A 19,079-nucleotide genomic window follows, 5' to 3' on the forward strand; every position below is an offset into this window, starting at 1 on the left:
CGGGCTACGTTGGTCCTGACAGCTTTACGGTTGAGGTGACTGACGGCGAAGGAGGTGCTGCGACGGCGGTGGTGAGTATCACAGTGAGTAACGTCAACGACGCGCCGGTAGCTAACAATGATCCCGATGAAAATACCTTAGAAGATGAAACAGTCACAATTACTGGGGTGTTAAGTAACGACACCGATGTCGACAGCGATACGCTGAGCTTGGTGTCAGCTACTGCGATATCCGGGTCGGTGGCCGTGAGTGGCGCCAACCTCGTTTACACGCCTAACCAAGATTTTAACGGCACAGACACCGTGACCTATACCGTCTCGGACGGTAATGGCGGCACAGGCACCGCTCAGGTTAAGGTGGTTGTGGCACCAGTCAATGATCCACCAACGGTGGTTAATGACAGCGGTTATGTTACGCCTTTTGAAACTGCCGTTACCCTCGAAAATGTGCTGGCTAACGACAGCGATATCGATGGAGATGTGATTAGCATCGCTTCGGCGAGCAGTGCAAACGGACAAGCTGTGTTGAATGCTGATCAGACCATCACCTTCACGCCAAATAGCGGGTTTAGTGGACAGGCGACGGTAACTTACGTTATTAGCGATCCCAGCGGCTTAACTGCGACGGGAACTGCTAGCGTCACGGTATTGCAGTCTAACAGCCCGCCAACAGCTGTTGATGATACTGGGCTCGTTATGGAAGCGGGCACAACGATTGTTCTAGATCGTATCTTGAGCAACGACAGCGATTTGGATGGCGACGAGATCACTCTCGTTAGCGCGACCACTACCGAGGGCACTGTGACGGTGAGTTCACCTACGAGCTTGTCATTAACGGTACCAAAAGATACGCCAGCGACTTCGGTACAAGTCACCTACACCATTCAAGATACCCTAGGGCAGACCGCTACTGCGACGGTTACTATCGAGGTGATTCCTGATAACTTTGCGCCCATTGCCAATGACGATGCCGCGGTCACGATTTTTGAGGGTGAGGTTGCAACGACCGGCGATGTGTTGGCTAATGATACCGATGCCGACGGAGATGCCCTGACCATCGTATCTGCCACCGCCCCAAATGGGTCTGTTACGGTAAATGCAGACGGGACATTGTCGTACACACCGAACTCGGGCTTCATTGGTGACGACGTGATTACGTATACAGTTGACGACGGGCGCGGTGCACGAGACTCGGCGGTGGTAATTGTTACCGTAGTCAGTGTCGATGAAGGCCCAAGTAATGAGATTCCGTCGGCTAATGACGACCCCTCGTTAACAACACCGTTTGAGACGCCGATTGCAAATATCAATGTGTTGGCGAACGACACCGACCCCGATGGCAGTGCCTTGACTGTGATTCAAGCAAGCGCTCAATACGGGTCGGTCACGATTAACTCGGATTCAAGCCTGAACTACACCCCAGGAGCTGGCTTCTCGGGTAATGATGTTGTGACTTATACGGTGTCAGACGGCGAGGGTGGCCGCGATTCGGCGATATTCACGGTAATGGTAAGCGCTGGGCTGACGAACACTGCCCCTCGTGCTCTGCCCGATGGTCCTTTCACTATTGCCTTAGAGGAGACCCAAATTACTTTCAACGTCCTGACTAATGACGTTGACCCCGATGGCGACCCCATTGAGTTGCTGAATGCCTCGGCAGATGATGGCCGCATTTCGGCTAAACCGGACGGTACGATTGTGTACACCAAGCCCTCGGCGTTCGACGGTTCAGATACCATCCGCTATACAATTACAGACGGCAAAGGCGGTATTGGTAATGGTAAAGCGACAGTTACGGGCCCCGCCACTATTACTAATCGCGCGCCGGTAGCGGTTGCTGATGGTCCGTTCACAGTAGTTGAGGGCGGGCGCGCTAAAGACATCGATGTGTTGGCGAACGATACGGATGCAGACGGTGATTTACTGATATTGACCTCAGCTACCGCGGACAGCGGTACCGCAACGGTCAGTGATGACAACACCATTGACTACGTCGCTGCCCCCGGGTTTACAGGCACGGCAACCATAACGTATCAGGTCAGTGACGGTAGTGGTGGTACAGCGTCGGCGACTGCGACCATCAACATTGTCGCGGCTAAGGCGACAAACACCGCGCCGGTGGCTGCCTCCGCCCAGTACAAAGTCACCACCGATCAGGCTCTCGCGAGTTTGTTGCCAGCGGCTACGGATGCTGAACTCGACCCAATTCGTTATGTGTTAGCGATTGCGCCTAAAGACGGTTTTGCCAATGTGGATGGCAATGGGCGCTTTACCTACAAGCCCGAACCTGGGTTTGTGGGCACTGATACCTTCTTCTTTTACGTGACCGATGGCCAGTTAAATTCTAGAAACTACCAAGTCACATTGGATATTGATGGCGACTCAGACGGTGACGGCTATTTGGACTCGATTGACCAGTGCGTTAACACTGATCCTGGTTCAAAAGTGGATGGAACGGGGTGTGCCACGCAAGAAGCCGATGACTTTGATGGTGATGGCGTGCCCAATACGGCTGACAACTGCCCGAGCACACCCGCAGGTCAAGATGTTGACGAGAACGGTTGCTCCGAAGAACAAATCGAGGAAGAAGTCGAAGACTTCCGTGACATCGAGGATGATGTTGAAGAGGTTGCTCAGGTCGAAGTCGTACAACAAGAGACCAAGTCCCTGGCGGCTACCGTGAACACTGACTGTAACAGCTCGATCGGCCAGGGTGTGTCGAGTGGCCAGCAATCTTCTTTGGGTAGCGCTTGTCAGAGTCTGAAGTCGGGTGAAAATAGCTCGGAGCAGGTAAAAGAAGCGGTAGAAGAAATTAATTACGAAGAGGTCGGTACCCTATCCGATACGGCTATTGCAACGACTAGCAATCAGACTCAAGCAGTAGGCCAGCGCATGCAGGTCGTCAATACCGGTGGTGGCGGCGGCTCGGTCTCGGTTGATGGTCTGAACATTCGTTATGGTAAGCAGTCGATCCCGACTATAGCGTTGCAAGAAGCTGTGAACGCATTGTTGGGCTTCGCAGCGGGCGAGGGTGATAGCGAAGAGAGCTTTATCGACTTTGGTAAGCTTGGCATCTTTATCCAGGGTGATTTGGACTTTGGTGATCGAGACGCAACCGATACGCAAATGGGTTACGAATCGGATAGTTGGAACCTGACCATCGGGGGTGACTACCGCTTTAAAGACAACTTGTATGGCGGTCTAGCTTTTAACTTTGGCCAAACCGATGTCACCTACGATACGCGGGGCGACGAGTCGACGATCGAAAACTGGGGTATGTCGGTATACGGTGGATGGCAAATTACTGAGGCGTGGTATGTTGATGGTTTGATCTCGTACGGTAGCTCAGATTACTCGACTTTGCGTAACATTGAGTACACGCTAAATACCGGTGACTTCTCGGCAACGCAACGGGGTGATACCGCGGGAACCCAGTTATCGTACGGTATCAATACGGGCTATATGTATAACAAAAATGGCTTCCGCTTTGGGCCCATACTCTCGTTCTTCTACTCGGATGGCACGATCGATGGGTTTAAAGAGCGTGCCATCAAAGGGTCCGATGCTTGGGCCTTTGAAGTGGGTGAGCAGACGATCCAGTCGACTCGTATGAGTGCAGGTTTACAAATGGACTACTCATGGTCGACCGACTGGGGCGTGCTTATTCCTGGCATTAGAGCAGCCTACGTACGCGAGAAAGAAGGCTCGGATGACACCGTTGTTGTGCGATTAGCGAATGGGGATAACTTTGCGGATGGCACCTCACGCTTTGCGATTACGAATCAAAAAGATGATGAGGGTTACTACGATATTTCGGTGAACGTGTCGGGTCAGTTTGTGATGGGTATTTCTGGTTTTGTGAGTTACCAGTTCTATCAGGATTACCGAGGCTACACCCGAGAGGGGTATTCGGTTGGCATTCGTTGGGACAAGCCTTTTTAGGTGCTATTTAAAACATGGATGTCGTTTGGGATAAAACGGCTATTGCCGACGAAACTTTTTGAGGCAGCTTCATAGTGTAAGGTCCCTTTTGATGGGCCGGTGGACGAGAGAGCCGCGATCACGTGGCCGAAGGTTTTTCTGATCAAGTTTCAAGGACTTGGGTCTTGGAAACGGGGGGACGATCAAAATGACGAAGTACCAAATCGCCGTTATTGGCGGGGGGCCAGCAGGCCTCAGCGCCGCAGCAAGAGCGGCGCAATACGATAAAGAGTCTGGGATGAGTGCCCCAACCCATGTCTTGCTGGAGGGTTTTAGTACCTTTGCTAAGACCATTCAAAAATACCAAAAAGGCAAGCACGTTATGGATGAGCCTGGTTTTTTGGATTTGCGCTCGCCGGTACCCTTTTCCGCTGGCAAGCGAGAAGCCATTTTGGGCTCGTGGGATGAAAGCATCCACGCAAACGCAATCAATGTGCAGTACGATGCAGAGGTTACCAAAATATCGGGGCAGCAAGGCGACTTCATCTTGCAGTTGGCCTCGGGGTCGGTGGTTCGGGCTGAATACGTGGTGTTGGCGATTGGTACGCAAGGTAATCCGCGTGCCTTAGGTGTGCCGGGTGACGCCGAGAGTGATTTTGTGCAATACACGCTTGACGATCCCGAAGAGTTTTCAGGTGAGACAATTGTAGTTGTTGGTGCAGGCGATGCGGCGATTGAGAATGCCATTGGGTTAGCAAAGCAAAACACTGTTGTGATCGTGAATCGTCGATCAGAATTCAGTCGCGCGAAAGAAGGCAATTTGAACGCTATTCTTGCCGCTATTAACAATGATAACGTGTCACTGCGCTGTGCTTACGAAAGTAATGTTGGCTCGTTAGAACATCCTGCTGAAGATGGTGGCATGGGCGCCATTACTCTTGTAGGTCCAAACGGCGAGGAACGTATACCTTGTCATCGTATCATCGCTCGCTTAGGTACGATTCCTCCTCGAAAATTTGTCGAAGATGCGGGTATAACCATATCCAGCCCCCATGCAGACGCCATACCGGATTTGGACCAAAAATACCAAAGCAGTGTGCCAGGCCTTTATATTATAGGTGCTTTGGGTGGATATCCTCTCATCAAGCAGGCGATGAACCAGGGCTATGATGTTGTCGACTTCATTCACGGCAAAGAGACGCGCCCCGCTGATTATCCCCTGATAGCCAGTCAGTTCGCTGGACTACCTTATGTTATGGATGCTGAGGAGGTGTTGTCACTGTATCAAAAGCGCGTTCCGATGTTCCGGCGGATGAATGCGCTCGCCTTCCGTGAGTTGATTATCGAGAGCCGGATTGTCTACTGCTCGGATGAGGTCAAGAAACCGAGTATACCGCTCGATCGTCATACCCAGCTGCTACCACCGGGTCATGTTCTGTATAAGCACGGTGAATTCAGCACAACGTTCTATACCCTAGTTGAAGGTGAAGTTGAGCTTCAGTTAGAACAAGATGGACCATGGCAGACCATTGAGCAGGGTCAGTTTTTTGGTGAGACCAGTTTGATTTCGGGCCGTCCGCGCGAAGGTTCTGCCATTGTCAAGCGCGATAGCATCGTGATCGAGACGCCGCGGCGTGTCATGGTCAAATTGATGAACTCGAACGAGGAGATTCGCGACGGTATTGATCAAATCTTTAAAGTGCGCGCCCTGATGGCCGCCTTTCGCGCGAATCTGTCGATGGCTCAGCTCACAAAGATTGCTGATTCTATACAGCCTGCTACTTACGAAGCGGGGGAAGCGCTGTTTCATCAAGGAGAAGAAGGCGATTGTCTTCACTTGATTCGTCGGGGGCGTGTAGCGTTAACTCGGGATGGTACGGCTCAGGTTGTGAATCAGCATTACTCGGGTGAACTGGTTGGGCAAATGGCGTTAATGGGGGCGCCGCGGCGCCGAGAAACGGCCATGGCCTCGGTTAGGACCGAAACTCTGCCCATTCGGCAGACGCAATTTTTGCAGTTGATCGGTGGATCGGCCGATTATTTGCCCGTGCTGCAAGATCGCTTGAGCTCAGTTTTAACCAAAGTCAATAACCTTGCTTCGAAGTCGGAATCTGCACGGGCGATTGGGTTTTTGATGGATGAAGGCATGGGCGAGGCTACCAGCGCACTTTTGATTAACGAAAATCTCTGTGTCGGCTGTGATAATTGTGAAAAAGCCTGCGCCGAGACGCACGGTGGTATTTCCCGCCTCAATCGAAAACAAGGTGCTTCGCTTGATGGTTTGCATGTGCCGATCAATTGTCGTCACTGTGAATTACCTCACTGCATGAAAGATTGCCCTACAGACGCCATTAGACGCTCTGCGGACGGCGAAGTTTACATTACCGATAACTGTATTGGATGCGGCAACTGCGAGACAAATTGCCCGTATGATGCGATAACTTTGCGCTACGATCCGCCCAGTAAGCCTGGCTTGTTGTCTTGGCTGTTGTTCGGAGCAGGCACAGGGCCCGGCGACTCAGGTTTGAAAGCAGAGGGCGAGGATAATCGCAAGAAAGCCACAAAATGCGACGCCTGCAGGACCGTAAAGGGTGGTCCAGCCTGTGTTCGAGCCTGTCCTGCCAGTGCAATAACACGGCTGACCCCAGATCAGTTCGTTGATTATGTGGAGGCCATGTGATGCAAAGTAAAGGCTTACTAACGCATGGCGGTCGGCGCTACCTTTGGTGGGCAGTGCTGTTATCGGTGGTGAGCTTGGCTCTGTATTACACTCAAGCGCCTACCGGTTTGCAGCCTCCTAATGGTGGCACTTGGCAGGGTTATACCTTGGGCACTATTGGGGCTTGTTTAATTGTTTGGCTGAGTTTGCTGGGCATTCGCAAACGTCGATACAGCAGTCGAATTGGTACGGTCGCCGGTTGGGCTTCGGCGCACGTCTATTTGGGTTTGGCGCTGTTATTGGTGGCCACTCTCCATTGTGCTTGGCAGTTTGGATGGAATGTACACACTTTAGCTTATGCTTTGATGTGCGGGGTCATAGGTTCAGGGTTGTACGGCTTGTTTGTGTATCTGCGCTTGCCGCAAGCGCAGGCTCATAACCGAGCAGGAAAAGATCGTGATGCGTGGATTGATGAGTTGCGTTCGATTGATACAGATATTCAGTCGGTGGCCGCAAAAGCCGATGCTGATACCCAGACAATGGGTTTAAGCGCTCAGAGCTTAACCGCTATAGGGGAGTCAATTTGGGCGCAGTTGTGGGGTCTTGACCGATCTCGAGTCAATCTCCCAAAGCAAGGCTTGGTTTCGAATGCAGACCAAGAGGCTGTGATCGACTATCTAGCAAGACATATTCCCAACGCGCGCACACGGCGAGAAGCTGAGGTACTTAACGACTTAATGGATTTATTTGGGCGCAGGAGGGTTCTTTTGAGTCGAATGCGCGAAGATTTGCGCTTGAGTGCCCACCTAAAAATATGGCTGTTTTTTCATGTGCCGATGACGCTAGCTCTCTTGGTCGCGCTGTCCATCCACATCGTTGTTGTTTTCTTTTACTGGTAGCGCTATGGAGTTTTTAGTACGTCAAACCATCGGAGGCGATAACGGAGAGACCGTCGATAGTGGTATCACCGCTAAACGGTTGACTCTCGGGCCCGCAGCAAAAGATGACGTCTTACTGCCAGGTTTAAAGTCTTCGGTTTCGATCGTTGCAAACGATCCCGAATCGGTACTGGTGCGCTCCGGTTCACGTAACTTACTCGTCGACGGGGTATTGAAGAAACGTGTACTTTTGAGTCACGGCGATACGCTTGAAATTTCGGGCTTGACTCTGTCCTTGTTCTTGCCGCCATCCGGATTTGATCTTGGGGTTTTGCTAAGTGGTTCAATCGACCCAGTCGATAACCTCGCAACCATCATGGGTAAGCCCCCAATACCTTGGTCCATGCGTCGCATGTCTTGGTTCTTAATGTGTGCTGTCACTCTGTTGTGCTTTGTCGTGCCGTATTACGCGTTGAAAGAACCAAACTTTGAGGAAGTAGTGACATCTGCTGGCTGGCCGAGTGATGTTCATTGGTCTAGCGGTCCTCTGTCGAGTGTGCATAATGCGGCGGGTGTCGCTGAGCAGTGCGATGCCTGTCATGTTCAACCCTTTGTAATGACACAAGATGACGCGTGTCTTGCCTGTCACAAAACGCTCAATGAGCACGCTGATGTGAATTTTCATGCTGACCTTGGCTTAGAAGCTATGCGCTGCGCGAGCTGTCACCGTGAGCACAATGAGCCCGCTACCCTAATCGCTCAGACAGATAGTCTGTGTACGGATTGCCATGTTGATTCAGAGTCTTGGACTGCTGCCGAGGGGCAGCCTGTCATTCCTGTGTCTGCCTTTGCTCCTGATCAGCATCCTCAATTTAAAGTGGCAGTCTTGGATCAAACAGAATCGCCCGTTGGGTCCCAATGGACACGTCAACCGCTGTTTAGTGGTGGGGCCGTAGACAACTCCGGTCTTAAGTTCAATCACGAGGTGCATTTAGATAGTGATAAAGTTGCGGATAAGGATTCCGGTGTTGCACTTGAATGCGGCAGTTGTCATACATTGACACCAGACCGAAGGAGTTTCGAGCCGGTCAACATGCAGGCGCATTGCGAAGCATGCCACTCTTTGGCATTTGACCCGGTAACCCCAGACTTTGAACTACCTCACGCGAGTGCTCGCGAAGTGTATACGGTCATTGAGGGTCACTATTTGCGAACGTTTCTGGGCGCTGCTAATAGTGCGCAAGTACCTGATCGAAGACGGCTGGGCTCGCCCAGTGAATATCGAACTGTGTGTATCGATGCCCCTTACACCTGTGCGCAGTGGGAGGCAAAGCGCGAAGCTCGATACCAGTTTGAAGACACAGGGTGTGTGACCTGCCACGAAGTCAATGACAATAACAGCCAAGATATTGCCAAACGTTATGAAGTGAGTTCGGTGCATCAAACCGAGGATTGGTTTATGTACGCAAAATTTGATCACCGACCCCATGAGGTGATTGATGGCCGCGTAGGTAATGACGTCTGCGGGGACTGTCACGAGGCTACGACTTCAGTTTCGGCCAACGATGTACTCATGCCCGGTATTGATCTGTGCTTCGACTGTCACAATGCCGACGTTCAAGCTGAGGGTTCAGAGTGCGTGAGTTGTCATTGGTTTCATCCGGATGAGGGCGTTTCTTCCGTTCTTGCGCGAGGCGATCGCAGAGGAGTCAATCCCAACGCCGATGCTTGGGTATTTAAGTGGTTAGAAAAATGACGAAGTCTTTATATCTGATGACATTACTGACCCTGCTCTCCGCTTGTGGTGGGGGAGGTGGCGGTGCGAGCGCTCCCGCTCAGGCCGTCGTTGAATCAGCGTCGGAAATTCTGTGTGATGGGCAGTGTGCGCAAACGGCCGACGTTTTGAGCGTGGATGACGTTGAGCAGGTGTTAGCGCAAGCCATCGATCAGGCGCAGGCGCTTGGCGTTGATGCCACCATTGCGGTGGTCGACCGGGTGGGAAATGTGCTGGCTGTGCATCGTATGGCGGCTATAGCACCTTCGATAGAAATTGCTACAAGTCAGCCTGTGCTCGTGTCCACGGGTCTTGAAGGATTGATCCTTCCTGAAGGAGCCGCGGGGGATGCGATCGCAGCCATTGCGAAAGCGCTGACAGGGGCGTATTTGTCGAGCGAGGGCAATGCCTTCACTACCCGGACAGCCAACCAAATTGTGCAAGAACACTTTAATCCTGGCGAACGAAATCAGCCAGCTGGCCCGCTGTTCGGGGTTCAGTTCAGCCAACTTGCCTGTTCTGATTTTTCGCTGTCCGGTGCGTCACCAGGCTCGCAAGTTGGGCCACAGCGTTCTCCTCTTGGATTAGCCGCTGACCCCGGTGGGTTTCCATTATACAAAGATGGAACGCCAGTGGGAGGCATTGGTGTCATTGCGGATGGGCTTTACTCTATTGATAAAAACATCCTTGACGTCGACCGTGATGTTGACGAGCTCATCGCACTTGCTGGCACCTTTGGGTTTGCCGCACCCAATGACCGACGTGCTGATCGAATTACCGTAGAGGGTAAAACGTTTCGATTCAGTGATGTTGGGTTTTCGGATTTGACGGTGTCGCCCGAGAATGCGCCGAGTTATGACAGTTTGACAAGTGGTGCATTGGTGGACGTTCCGGGATACGGTGGCGGCGAAATCTTAGCGGGCGTTCGCTTCGGCGCGATAGAGTCTGGCATTGCACCCTACGACTTATTTGATGATCTGAATGCTTACACCTTTTACAACCAATCGGGTCAAGTTCGTTATCCGCCAATGGATGGGACCGACGACGCATCTCTGGGAGACCGCCGTCTGATTGCGACCGAAGTAGAAACGCTCTTACGGGAGGCGCTGACGATAGCGAATAAATCTCGAGCGCAAATTCGTCGTCCCTTGGGCACTTCAGCTCGAGTGACCGTCAGCATTGTGGATACTAATGGCGCTATTTTGGGTATGGCTCGAACCGAGGACGGCCCTGTATTCGGAGCCGATGTATCTTTGCAAAAGGCACGAACAGCGACCTTCTTTTCATCGAGAGATGCCGGCGATTATTTGCAGGCGATAGCGACACCTACAAGATACTTAAATCCTGATTTGTCGCTGAAAGCAGAGGTCAACCTCGGTGATTATGTCGAGGCGGCGCGGCTGTTTATCGGGCCTCAAGCGCTGTCGGATGGCACGGCGTTTTCCGATCGCGCGGGAGGTAACTTGTCGAGACCCTTCTATCCAGACGGTATTCGCGGGAATCCGCACGGGCCTTTTTCGAAATCGTTTGCGAATAATGAATGGAGTCCTTTCTCTACCGGGCTGCAATCCGACTTAGTTATGAACCAGCTGTTAACGCACGTGATATTTGCGGTTGGGGCTTCGGCAAACGATGCAGTGACTGGCTGTGTCGAAGCTCCGGGGCAACGTTTAGCGAACGGTGCTCAGATTTTTCCGGGCAGTGTACCGATCTACCGGGGCGATACCCTCATTGGCGGAATTGGCGTGTCTGGTGATGGCATCGAGCAAGATGACATGATCAGCTTTTTAGGGGTTCACCATGCTGGCTTGGCTTTGGACGGCGCAATTAATAACGCACCACCGGAAATTCGGGCAGATAATCTGAGTCCACAAGGCGAGCGTTTGCGCTACATTCAATGCCCGCAGACGCCTTTTATTGACTCAGACGAGCAACGTGTATGTGAGGGTAAATGATGAAACAATTCCACCCTACTTTCACTATAGCGAGCGTTTCGGTTTTTTTGTCTGCCAGCGTGTTTGCTCATCCTCACCCCGATGATGCAGGTGCTGCGGCCCGCCAAGATTGCCGACCCGGCGTGATACGCGCTGAACATGCCCAGCCGAAACGTCGCCGGCCCGGGGTCGCGCAAGAATGTCGACCGACGTACGATCAGGTCTATTCGGGCGCGACGCGTCAGTCTGAGCCGGTCGCACCCGGCACTGGATCGTCGGTGCGCACGCAAACCGTTGTGAAGGACGCGGGTAGTGGTGTCAAAGAGTACGTGGCGAGACGCTTCTCGCCGGTACCCAAACCCAGTGTCGAGCAATTTGTTGCGGCAGTGCCTATTCCCGATCGCTGGCGTATTGTGGACGCTTTAGGGTATGAAGATAATTGGTGGGACCCCTACAATCAAAACACCATAAAAGGCGATAAGCCAATTCACGACGATTGGTTTTTTAATATCACCGCAATCTCGGATACGGTGTATGAATTTCGAGACGTGCCAACACCAGTAGGCGGCCAAACAACCGATGCCGCGGGTTCTTTGGATGTGCTGGGTAATGTACAGCAGGGGTTTTGGAACCAGAATACGGCGGTAGAGTTCGTGTATTACAAGGGCGATACCGTATTTAGGCCGCCCGATTGGGAATATCGCTTTATTCCTGTTTTTAACTACAACGCGGTCCGTTTGGGCGAAACGCTGGGAACTAATGCCAACCCAGCCGTAGGGCGTTTACGTGAGGACAACCACGTGGGTATTCAGACTCTGTTTGTTGACCGCCACCTCCGCAACGTATCAGACCGGTATGACTTTGACAGTGTGCGCGTAGGGATACAGCCATTTTCCAGTGACTTTAGGGGGTTTTTATTCCAGGACGTGCCATTTGGTGTGCGCTTGTTTGGCAATAGGAACAACAACAAGTATCAGTACAATCTCGCCTGGTTTCGGCGTTTAGAAAAAGACACTAATAGTGGTTTGAATGATCTGAGTGAATCATGGCGCGACGATGATGTGTTTGTGGCTAATGTCTATCTGCAAGATAAACCACGCTTAGGTTTTTTCTCGCAGTTCTCGTTAATCTACAATCGTAACCGAGAAAGTGAAAAGCCCTTTTACGACACCAATCAGTTTATTCAACGCCCTGCCTCACTTGGACAAGAACGGCTACGTGATTACGATGTGTATTACTTGGGTTACTCCGGTGATGGGCACTTTGGTCGACTTAACTTAACGACGTCGCTGTATTTGGCCTTTGGTGAAGAGCAAGATAGTGTCTTCACGAACAGTGTATCGGATATAGAGGCCTATTTTATTGCAGCGGAGCCTTCGATTGATTTTGACTGGATACGGGTGCGTGGCTCTTTGTTGTACGGCTCCGGCGATGATGACCCCTATGACGGTAAAAGTCAGGGCTTTGATGCCATTTTCGAGAATCCGCAATTCGCTGGTGCTGACACCAGCTATTGGATACGTCAGGGTGTGCCTCTAATTGGAGGAGGACGCGTTGCACTTTCTCAACGTAATGGCATTTTGAACTCGCTACGTTCATCAAAAGAGCACGGCCAGTCCAACTTTACTAACCCGGGTGTGCTGCTCGCTGGCTTGGGTACCGATATGGATATTTTGCCGGAGTTGCGGTTGTCATTGAATGCCAATTATTTGGCGTTTGCCGATACCTCAGTGCTCGAAGTGGCTCGGGCGCAAGCGGGCATTGACCGGCATATTGGTTATGACCTGTCTGCCTCACTCACATACCGACCTTTCATGACGCAGAATGTTGTAGTTCGGCTGTCTTACGCTCAGCTCTTGAGTGGCAATGGTTACCAACAATTATTTGGCGACGACGACCCTGTGTCGGTGCTTTTAAATGCGGTGTTGACTTTCTGATGAACTATTTAAAGCCCAGTACATTACGACTATTTTCTATGATTGTTGTGCTCGTGTATGCGGGCTTGGCCTGGTCCGCTGGTGGTTCGCAAAAAGTCGAGCGAGATTATGTGTTTACGCCATCTGCACCTTCAAGCCAGACACAAGCGCAAATGGACGCAAAATCGGCAGGATGCCGGTCCTGCCATACAAAGACAGACAAAGCGACGATGCACGCCAATCCTGCGGTGAAACTCGGTTGCACGGATTGTCATGGAGGGGACGCCACGGTACATCTCGCGGCAGGCGAGAACGACAAGAACAGTGTCCTCTATATAAAAGCGATGGAGGCCGCTCACGTTTTACCGCAGTATCCGGACGACTGGCACTACCCTTCGAGTGCAAACCCCAAGCAAACATATACTCTGCTTAACCGAGAAAGCCCTGAGTTTATTCGCTTTATCAACCCCTCCGATTATCGTATTGCCGAGGAAGCGTGTGGCGCCTGCCATTTGCCGACCATCGAAGCCGCTAAACGCAGTTTGATGGCAACCTCGACAATGTTGTGGGGTGGCGCTGCCTACAATAATGGTATCTTGCCTTATAAACGCTATAACCTCGGCGAATCGTATACACGCGAGGGAGAGCCGGCAGCGATTAAAGGGCCTGTTGTGCCCGACTCAGAGGCATTGTTGCAACACTCTATTTTGCCCGAGGTCTTTCCTTTGCCGGCATGGGAGACGATTAAACCGGGTGATATCTTTCGAGTGTTTGAGCGCGGTGGCCGCAATATCACTAACTTGTTCCCAGAAACGGGACTGCCGAATTCGTTGGGGCAATTGCAGCGAATTGAAGAACCTGGCAAGCCTGACATTCGACAATCGAACCGGGGTCCTGGCACGGGCGCTCGCATTTCTGTGCCTGTGATCAACATTACCAAGACCCGGTTGAACGACCCTCATACTTGGTTTTTGGGGACAAACGATCAACCTGGCGATTACCGCAGCTCCGGCTGTGCCTCTTGCCATGTCGTTTATGCGAACGACCGAGATCCTCGACACTCCGGTCCCTATGCTCAGTTTGGGCATACGGGTAAAACGCAAACCGCAGACCCTACGATTCCTCAAAACGAAGAAGGGCACCCACTGAAGCATGAATTCACCCGAGCGATACCGACCAGTCAGTGTATGTCGTGTCATATGCACCAACCCAATATGTTCCTCAATTCCTACTTAGGCTACACGATGTGGGACTATGAATCGGATGCGCCGGCAATGTGGCCAGAAGAGCAACAGTATCCCTCACATGAAGAGATTCGCGAGGTTTACGACCGTAATCCAGAGGGCGCCGCTGCCCGCGGTAAATGGGCAGATATAGAGTTTACCAAAGCCGTATCAGAGCTTAATCCGACGTTGAACGATACGCAATTTGCCGATTATCACGGCCATGGCTGGAATTTCAGGGCGATCTTTAAGCGCGATCGCGAGGGCAACTTGCTCGACGCTGAGGGTAACCAGGTCAGCGATACAGACCCTGACAAATTCCAAAAGGCTGTGCACATGTCGTCGATTCACCTAGATGTGGGTATGCATTGTGTTGATTGTCACTACGGTCAGGACAGTCACGGCAACGGTCATCTGTATGGTGAGGTCGCCGCGGCGGTAGAAATTGACTGTAAAGATTGTCACGGTACCTCGAAAGCCTACCCGAATTTGTTCACCTCAGGGCCCGCTGCTCTTGACGGAGGCCAAGATTTATCGCTGATTAGAAATCCTGACGGGCAACTCCGTTTTGAGTGGCTGGGTGATACTTTGATTCAACGCTCTGTGCTAACTCCCGGTTTAGAGTGGGAAGTGAGTTTAGTAAAAGACAGCGTAACTGAGGGAAGCGCACACTATAACGAAAAGGCGGCACGCGCCAAGTTAATGAGTAAAGATACTCAGACGCAGGCCTGGGGGGCGGATATCGCAGAAACTGATCTGGCTCACTCATACGATGAGATGGAATGTTACGCCTGCCACACGTCCTGGACGACCTCGTGCGCCGGGTGTCATTTGCCCATTGAAGCAAACCATAAAACGGAGCGGCATCATTACGAGGGCGGCGAAACGCGTAACTATGCGACGTATAACCCTCAGGTCTCGCGTGATCAGATGTTTTTGTTGGGTCGGCGTGAAACGGCTAAGGGCGGCAAGATTGCACCGGTACGTTCTACGTCTGCGCTGGTGCTGTCCTCTACCAACGCCAATCGCGAGAAGATCTACATCCAACAACCGCCTATCGCGTCTAGCGGCTACAGTTCGCAGGCATTCAACCCCCATTTTGCCCACACGGTCAGAAAGACTGAGACTAAGGATTGCGAAGATTGCCATGTCGCTAAAAGTGGTGACAACAATGCCATCATGGCTCAGCTGCTAATGCACGGAACCGGTTTTGTTAATTTCCTTGGGCATTATGCGTGGCTGGGTGGAGAGGAACATATTACCGGTGTTGAAGTAACCGAATGGGATGAACCGCAAGCGGTTATTGGGTCTTACTTGCAAAAATATGCGTACCCCGATTTTTACCAAGCTCACCAGGCGCGCGATAAGGTTCTAGAAAAAGGATTTGCGCACAGTAGCGAGCGAGCGGCCTGTGTTCAGATGCGTGGTGAGTACCTTTATGTGGCAGAGGGCTCGAAGGGCTTTCATGTTTACGATATCGCAAACGTTGCCAATAAAGGGTTTTCGCAGCGATTTATTACTGCACCGTTTAGCGCGCTCGGGCATGACACCCGGGTAGAGACTGCCAACGCAACCTGTGTGGTTCTGCCAACGACACAGCCGATTGATCCCAGTCGTAACACCGGTGAATTGATGCGAAAGGTGAACTTGGAGCAGCCTTTCCATCCCCTATATAACTACGCTTATATTACCGACTCGGAAGAGGGGCTGATTTTAGTAGATCTAACAACCTTGGCCGATGGCGAGCCTCGAAACAACTTCCTCGAACGCGCGTTAACTTGGGACGCCGATGGTGCACTGAAGGGCGCTAGGCACATGGTGCTGGGTGGTTACTATGCTTACATACTGACCGATCAGGAGTTGGTTGTCGTCAATATAAATACCCCGCTGGAACCCAAACTTGTGACCCGCTTGGCGCTGAATCGTCCCCATTCTGTTGCGTTGCAGTTTCGATATCTGTTTGTCACCGATGTCGATGGCTTAAAAGTTATCGATATTACCAACCCAGAAACCCCGCGATTGACACCTGACAATGTTATTCCTCTGCAGCAGGCGCAGCGGCTGCATCTCGCCAGAACGTATGCCTATGTTGCCTCCGGGTCTGAGGGTTTGGCAATTGTAGATATCAAAAAACCGACACAGATGCAGCTGTATCAATTGTTCTCTGATGGTATTGCGGACGCGCGGGATGTCACGGTAGCGGCGACCAATGCATCGATCTTTGCTTACGTGGCTGACGGTGCGGAGGGTCTGAAAATTGTGCAGCTGACTTCGCCAAGCAGTCAGCCTAAATTTTATGGGTTTAGTCCTGCGCCAAAGCCAGAGTTGATTGCGCATTATCCGACGAAATCTCCCGTATTGTCTCTGTCGCGCCCCTTAGAGCGGGATCGTGGCGTCGATGAAACTGGAGGGCAAATAGCGGTGTTCGGTCGGGTCGGGTCACGCCCTCTTAATCACGAGGAAATGCGCCGCATGTACATAGATAAGGATGGAAAGCCATGGTTTGTCGAAAATCAGCCGTCGCAGCAATAGCCTTTTTATTTGCTGTACTTGTTGAAGCCGCCCCGCTACCGGAGTCCGATGGCTTAGTCCATGAAGGGGTAGCCAGCTGCGCGTCCAGTATATGTCATGGCCGAGTTGAACCCGATGCCAGTGCAACGGTGTGGCTCAATGAATACCGAATATGGCTGCGTGAAGATAAGCACTCGGGCGCTTATAAATTGTTGTTGAATGAGCAATCGCAAGCCATCGCCACGAAGTTGGGGCTACTCAATGCGCATGAGGCTCCCGAGTGTTTAGCGTGTCACGCCGACTATGTGCCCGTGGCTCAGCGTGGAGAAAAATTTAGAATTGAGGATGGCGTCGGGTGCGAAGCTTGCCATGGCGGCTCTGAAAACTGGTTAAAAACACACACAGAAAAGGCAGCGACGCACGAGAGAAATATTGTGCAGGGGCTGTATCCCAGTGATGTGCTGCCGGCACGCTCCCAGCTTTGTTTGTCGTGTCATTTAGGGACCGAGGCTAAGTTCGCGAATCACGAGATTATGGGTGCTGGGCATCCGCGGTTGAGTTTTGATTTGCTGGCGTTTGGCGTGAATCAACCTTTTCACTACGCGGTTGACGAGGATTATCGGTACCGCAAAGCGACGTATGACGATGTACAAACATGGCTCTCGGGCCTTGCAACTCAAAGTCGTCTGACACTGGAATTAATGGCAGGGCCGGTTTTCCCAAGTACTTCCTTAATGCCTGAGTTGGCGTTGTACGAATGTCATACGTGTCACCGGCCCATGGACGGTAATCAATGGCGAGTCGACTCGAAGTACGCAGCGAGTTTGCCTTCGGGCTCGGTCCGTTTGAATGATGGCGCTCTGCAAGTCTTTATTGTCGCGATGGAGGTGATAAATCCCAGTGCGGCTAACACGATTCTTGGTGGGCTTAACGAATTGCACAGTGCATCCATGAAAGGTAAGGATGATGTACAGAAGCAGGCAGTTACACTTGCTAAGGTCCTGAGTGGCCTCGACCTTGAGCTGGCAGATAGAAACTACGTTAACGAGGAAATCGTGTTACTGAGGGAGCATCTTCTTCAAGCGGCGCGTGAAGGGGAGTTTTCGTACTACAATGCGGCTGAGCAGTCTTTTCTGGGCGTCGAAACCTTGTCGATTGCGGGGGGAGACTCTGCTTTGGCGGCCAAGGAGCTCGACCTCTGGTATGCGACGATGGCGGACGAGAATAGGTTTGATGCCAACCTATTTGCTAAGGTTGCGGGAACGGTGTTGGGAGCTTTCAAATGAGTACCTCGGTGGTCTCCGGGTGCGGAGCAACGCATTGCGGAAAACGATCGCATAACGAAGACGCGTTTTTCGTTGATGACGAGCTAGGGCTTTATGTCGTCGCCGACGGCGTAGGGGGCCAAGACGCCGGTGAAATTGCCTCAAATATCGTCTGCCAAGTTTTGCCCGAGCGAATTCGCGCCGGTGTTGCTATGGCTGATGCGGCGCAAGAGGCGCATTTTGCGATTGCTAATGCAATCAGTAAGGGTGAGGGTAAGCCCGGTATGGCGAGTACTGTGGTCGCCCTGCTGGTCAGGAATGATTTGTACGAGGTGGCCTGGTTGGGCGACAGTCGCGTTTATGTTTGGGATGGACATCTTAAGTTGCTCTCTCGCGATCACTCTATGGTTGAAACGCTGTTAGCGAGTGGCGAAATTGATTTAGATCAGGCGCAGAATCACCCTAAGAAAAATATCATATTGGCCGCGCTGGGTGGCGGAGATGCCAATATCAATGTCGGTCAAAATGGGGGAGTATTACGATCGGGCACGCGCTTTTTGCTGTGCAGTGACGGTTTGACTGATATTGTCGGACCTAAGCGTATTTCTGAGGTGCTTAATTCGATCGACGATACCTGTGAAGCGTGTGAAACGCTTGTTGCGCATGCGCTAGAAGGACAAGGACGTGACAATATAACGGCGATTGTAGTGGACGTAGTTGACGCACCAGTGACATCGGATGAGCCCGATGAGCATGCACAGGTCGTACATACCTATGATCCTGAGAAAAATGTGTACACTTACCATCGCGAAGATCGGGTCCTCGTCTCCTCAAAGGTGAGAAGGCTCGCGCCTATCTCGCAAGAGCAGGAGTTGAGCGGTAAACTGACGGAGCGCGCTTTGGTTGAGCCAAGTAAACCTGCTCAAGTGCCGTGGGGGAAGAGCATTGTATTGGCCTGTATAGCATTGGCGATGTTGCTGTTCATAACCTTAGGCTAAC

9 protein-coding genes are annotated in these 19,079 nt (G+C 51.9%); all 9 read left to right on the forward strand.

Annotated features, from left to right (window positions below; genetic code table 11):
* Positions 1 to 3,941: Ig-like domain-containing protein (locus ACTF5Z_RS01660; RefSeq protein WP_438984247.1), on the forward strand; the 3,941-nt coding region annotated here is incomplete at its 5' end.
* A 187-nt stretch (positions 3,942 to 4,128) separates the two neighbouring features.
* Positions 4,129 to 6,600, forward strand: coding sequence for a cyclic nucleotide-binding domain-containing protein (locus tag ACTF5Z_RS01665; RefSeq protein ID WP_438984248.1), 2,472 nt, complete (start codon positions 4,129 to 4,131; stop codon positions 6,598 to 6,600).
* On the forward strand, positions 6,600 to 7,478 hold the full coding sequence (locus ACTF5Z_RS01670; protein ID WP_438984249.1) for a hypothetical protein: 879 nt from the start codon (positions 6,600 to 6,602) through the stop codon (positions 7,476 to 7,478). Before ACTF5Z_RS01665 ends, ACTF5Z_RS01670 begins: the two co-directional genes overlap by 1 nt.
* Positions 7,479 to 7,482: 4 nt before the next feature.
* Complete coding sequence (locus ACTF5Z_RS01675) at positions 7,483 to 9,213, forward strand: cytochrome c3 family protein (protein ID WP_438984250.1); 1,731 nt, start codon at positions 7,483 to 7,485, stop codon at positions 9,211 to 9,213.
* Positions 9,210 to 11,186, forward strand: coding sequence for a heme-binding protein (locus ACTF5Z_RS01680; protein ID WP_438984251.1), 1,977 nt, complete (start codon positions 9,210 to 9,212; stop codon positions 11,184 to 11,186). The genes ACTF5Z_RS01675 and ACTF5Z_RS01680 overlap by 4 nt, the downstream gene beginning before the upstream one ends.
* Positions 11,183 to 13,102 carry a hypothetical protein gene (locus tag ACTF5Z_RS01685; RefSeq protein WP_438984252.1) on the forward strand — a complete coding sequence of 640 codons (1,920 nt, stop codon included), beginning with the start codon at positions 11,183 to 11,185 and terminating at the stop codon, positions 13,100 to 13,102. The genes ACTF5Z_RS01680 and ACTF5Z_RS01685 overlap by 4 nt, the downstream gene beginning before the upstream one ends.
* 38 nt (positions 13,103 to 13,140) lie before the next feature.
* Complete coding sequence (locus tag ACTF5Z_RS01690) at positions 13,141 to 16,836, forward strand: hypothetical protein (RefSeq protein WP_438984253.1); 3,696 nt, start codon at positions 13,141 to 13,143, stop codon at positions 16,834 to 16,836.
* Complete coding sequence (locus tag ACTF5Z_RS01695; RefSeq protein ID WP_438984254.1) at positions 16,803 to 18,101, forward strand: multiheme c-type cytochrome; 1,299 nt, start codon at positions 16,803 to 16,805, stop codon at positions 18,099 to 18,101. The genes ACTF5Z_RS01690 and ACTF5Z_RS01695 overlap by 34 nt, the downstream gene beginning before the upstream one ends.
* Complete coding sequence (locus ACTF5Z_RS01700) at positions 18,098 to 19,078, forward strand: PP2C family protein-serine/threonine phosphatase (protein WP_438984255.1); 981 nt, start codon at positions 18,098 to 18,100, stop codon at positions 19,076 to 19,078. Before ACTF5Z_RS01695 ends, ACTF5Z_RS01700 begins: the two co-directional genes overlap by 4 nt.
* The last annotated feature ends 1 nt before the right edge of the window (position 19,079 follow it).

Origin of the sequence: Aequoribacter sp. (genome assembly GCF_965659035.1) — a bacterium.
GTDB lineage: Bacteria > Pseudomonadota > Gammaproteobacteria > Pseudomonadales > Halieaceae > Aequoribacter.

Bases quoted from the DNA above. Each gene is read 5' to 3' on its own strand.
- ACTF5Z_RS01700 (WP_438984255.1), top strand. From the start codon at position 18,098: ATGAGTACCTCGGTGGTCTCCGGGTGCGGAGCAACGCATTGCGGAAAA.
- ACTF5Z_RS01665 (WP_438984248.1), top strand. From the start codon at position 4,129: ATGACGAAGTACCAAATCGCCGTTATTGGCGGGGGGCCAGCAGGCCTC.
- ACTF5Z_RS01685 (WP_438984252.1), top strand. From the start codon at position 11,183: ATGATGAAACAATTCCACCCTACTTTCACTATAGCGAGCGTTTCGGTT.
- ACTF5Z_RS01695 (WP_438984254.1), top strand. From the start codon at position 16,803: ATGGTTTGTCGAAAATCAGCCGTCGCAGCAATAGCCTTTTTATTTGCT.
- ACTF5Z_RS01690 (WP_438984253.1), top strand. From the start codon at position 13,141: ATGATTGTTGTGCTCGTGTATGCGGGCTTGGCCTGGTCCGCTGGTGGT.
- ACTF5Z_RS01670 (WP_438984249.1), top strand. From the start codon at position 6,600: ATGCAAAGTAAAGGCTTACTAACGCATGGCGGTCGGCGCTACCTTTGG.
- ACTF5Z_RS01680 (WP_438984251.1), top strand. From the start codon at position 9,210: ATGACGAAGTCTTTATATCTGATGACATTACTGACCCTGCTCTCCGCT.
- ACTF5Z_RS01675 (WP_438984250.1), top strand. From the start codon at position 7,483: ATGGAGTTTTTAGTACGTCAAACCATCGGAGGCGATAACGGAGAGACC.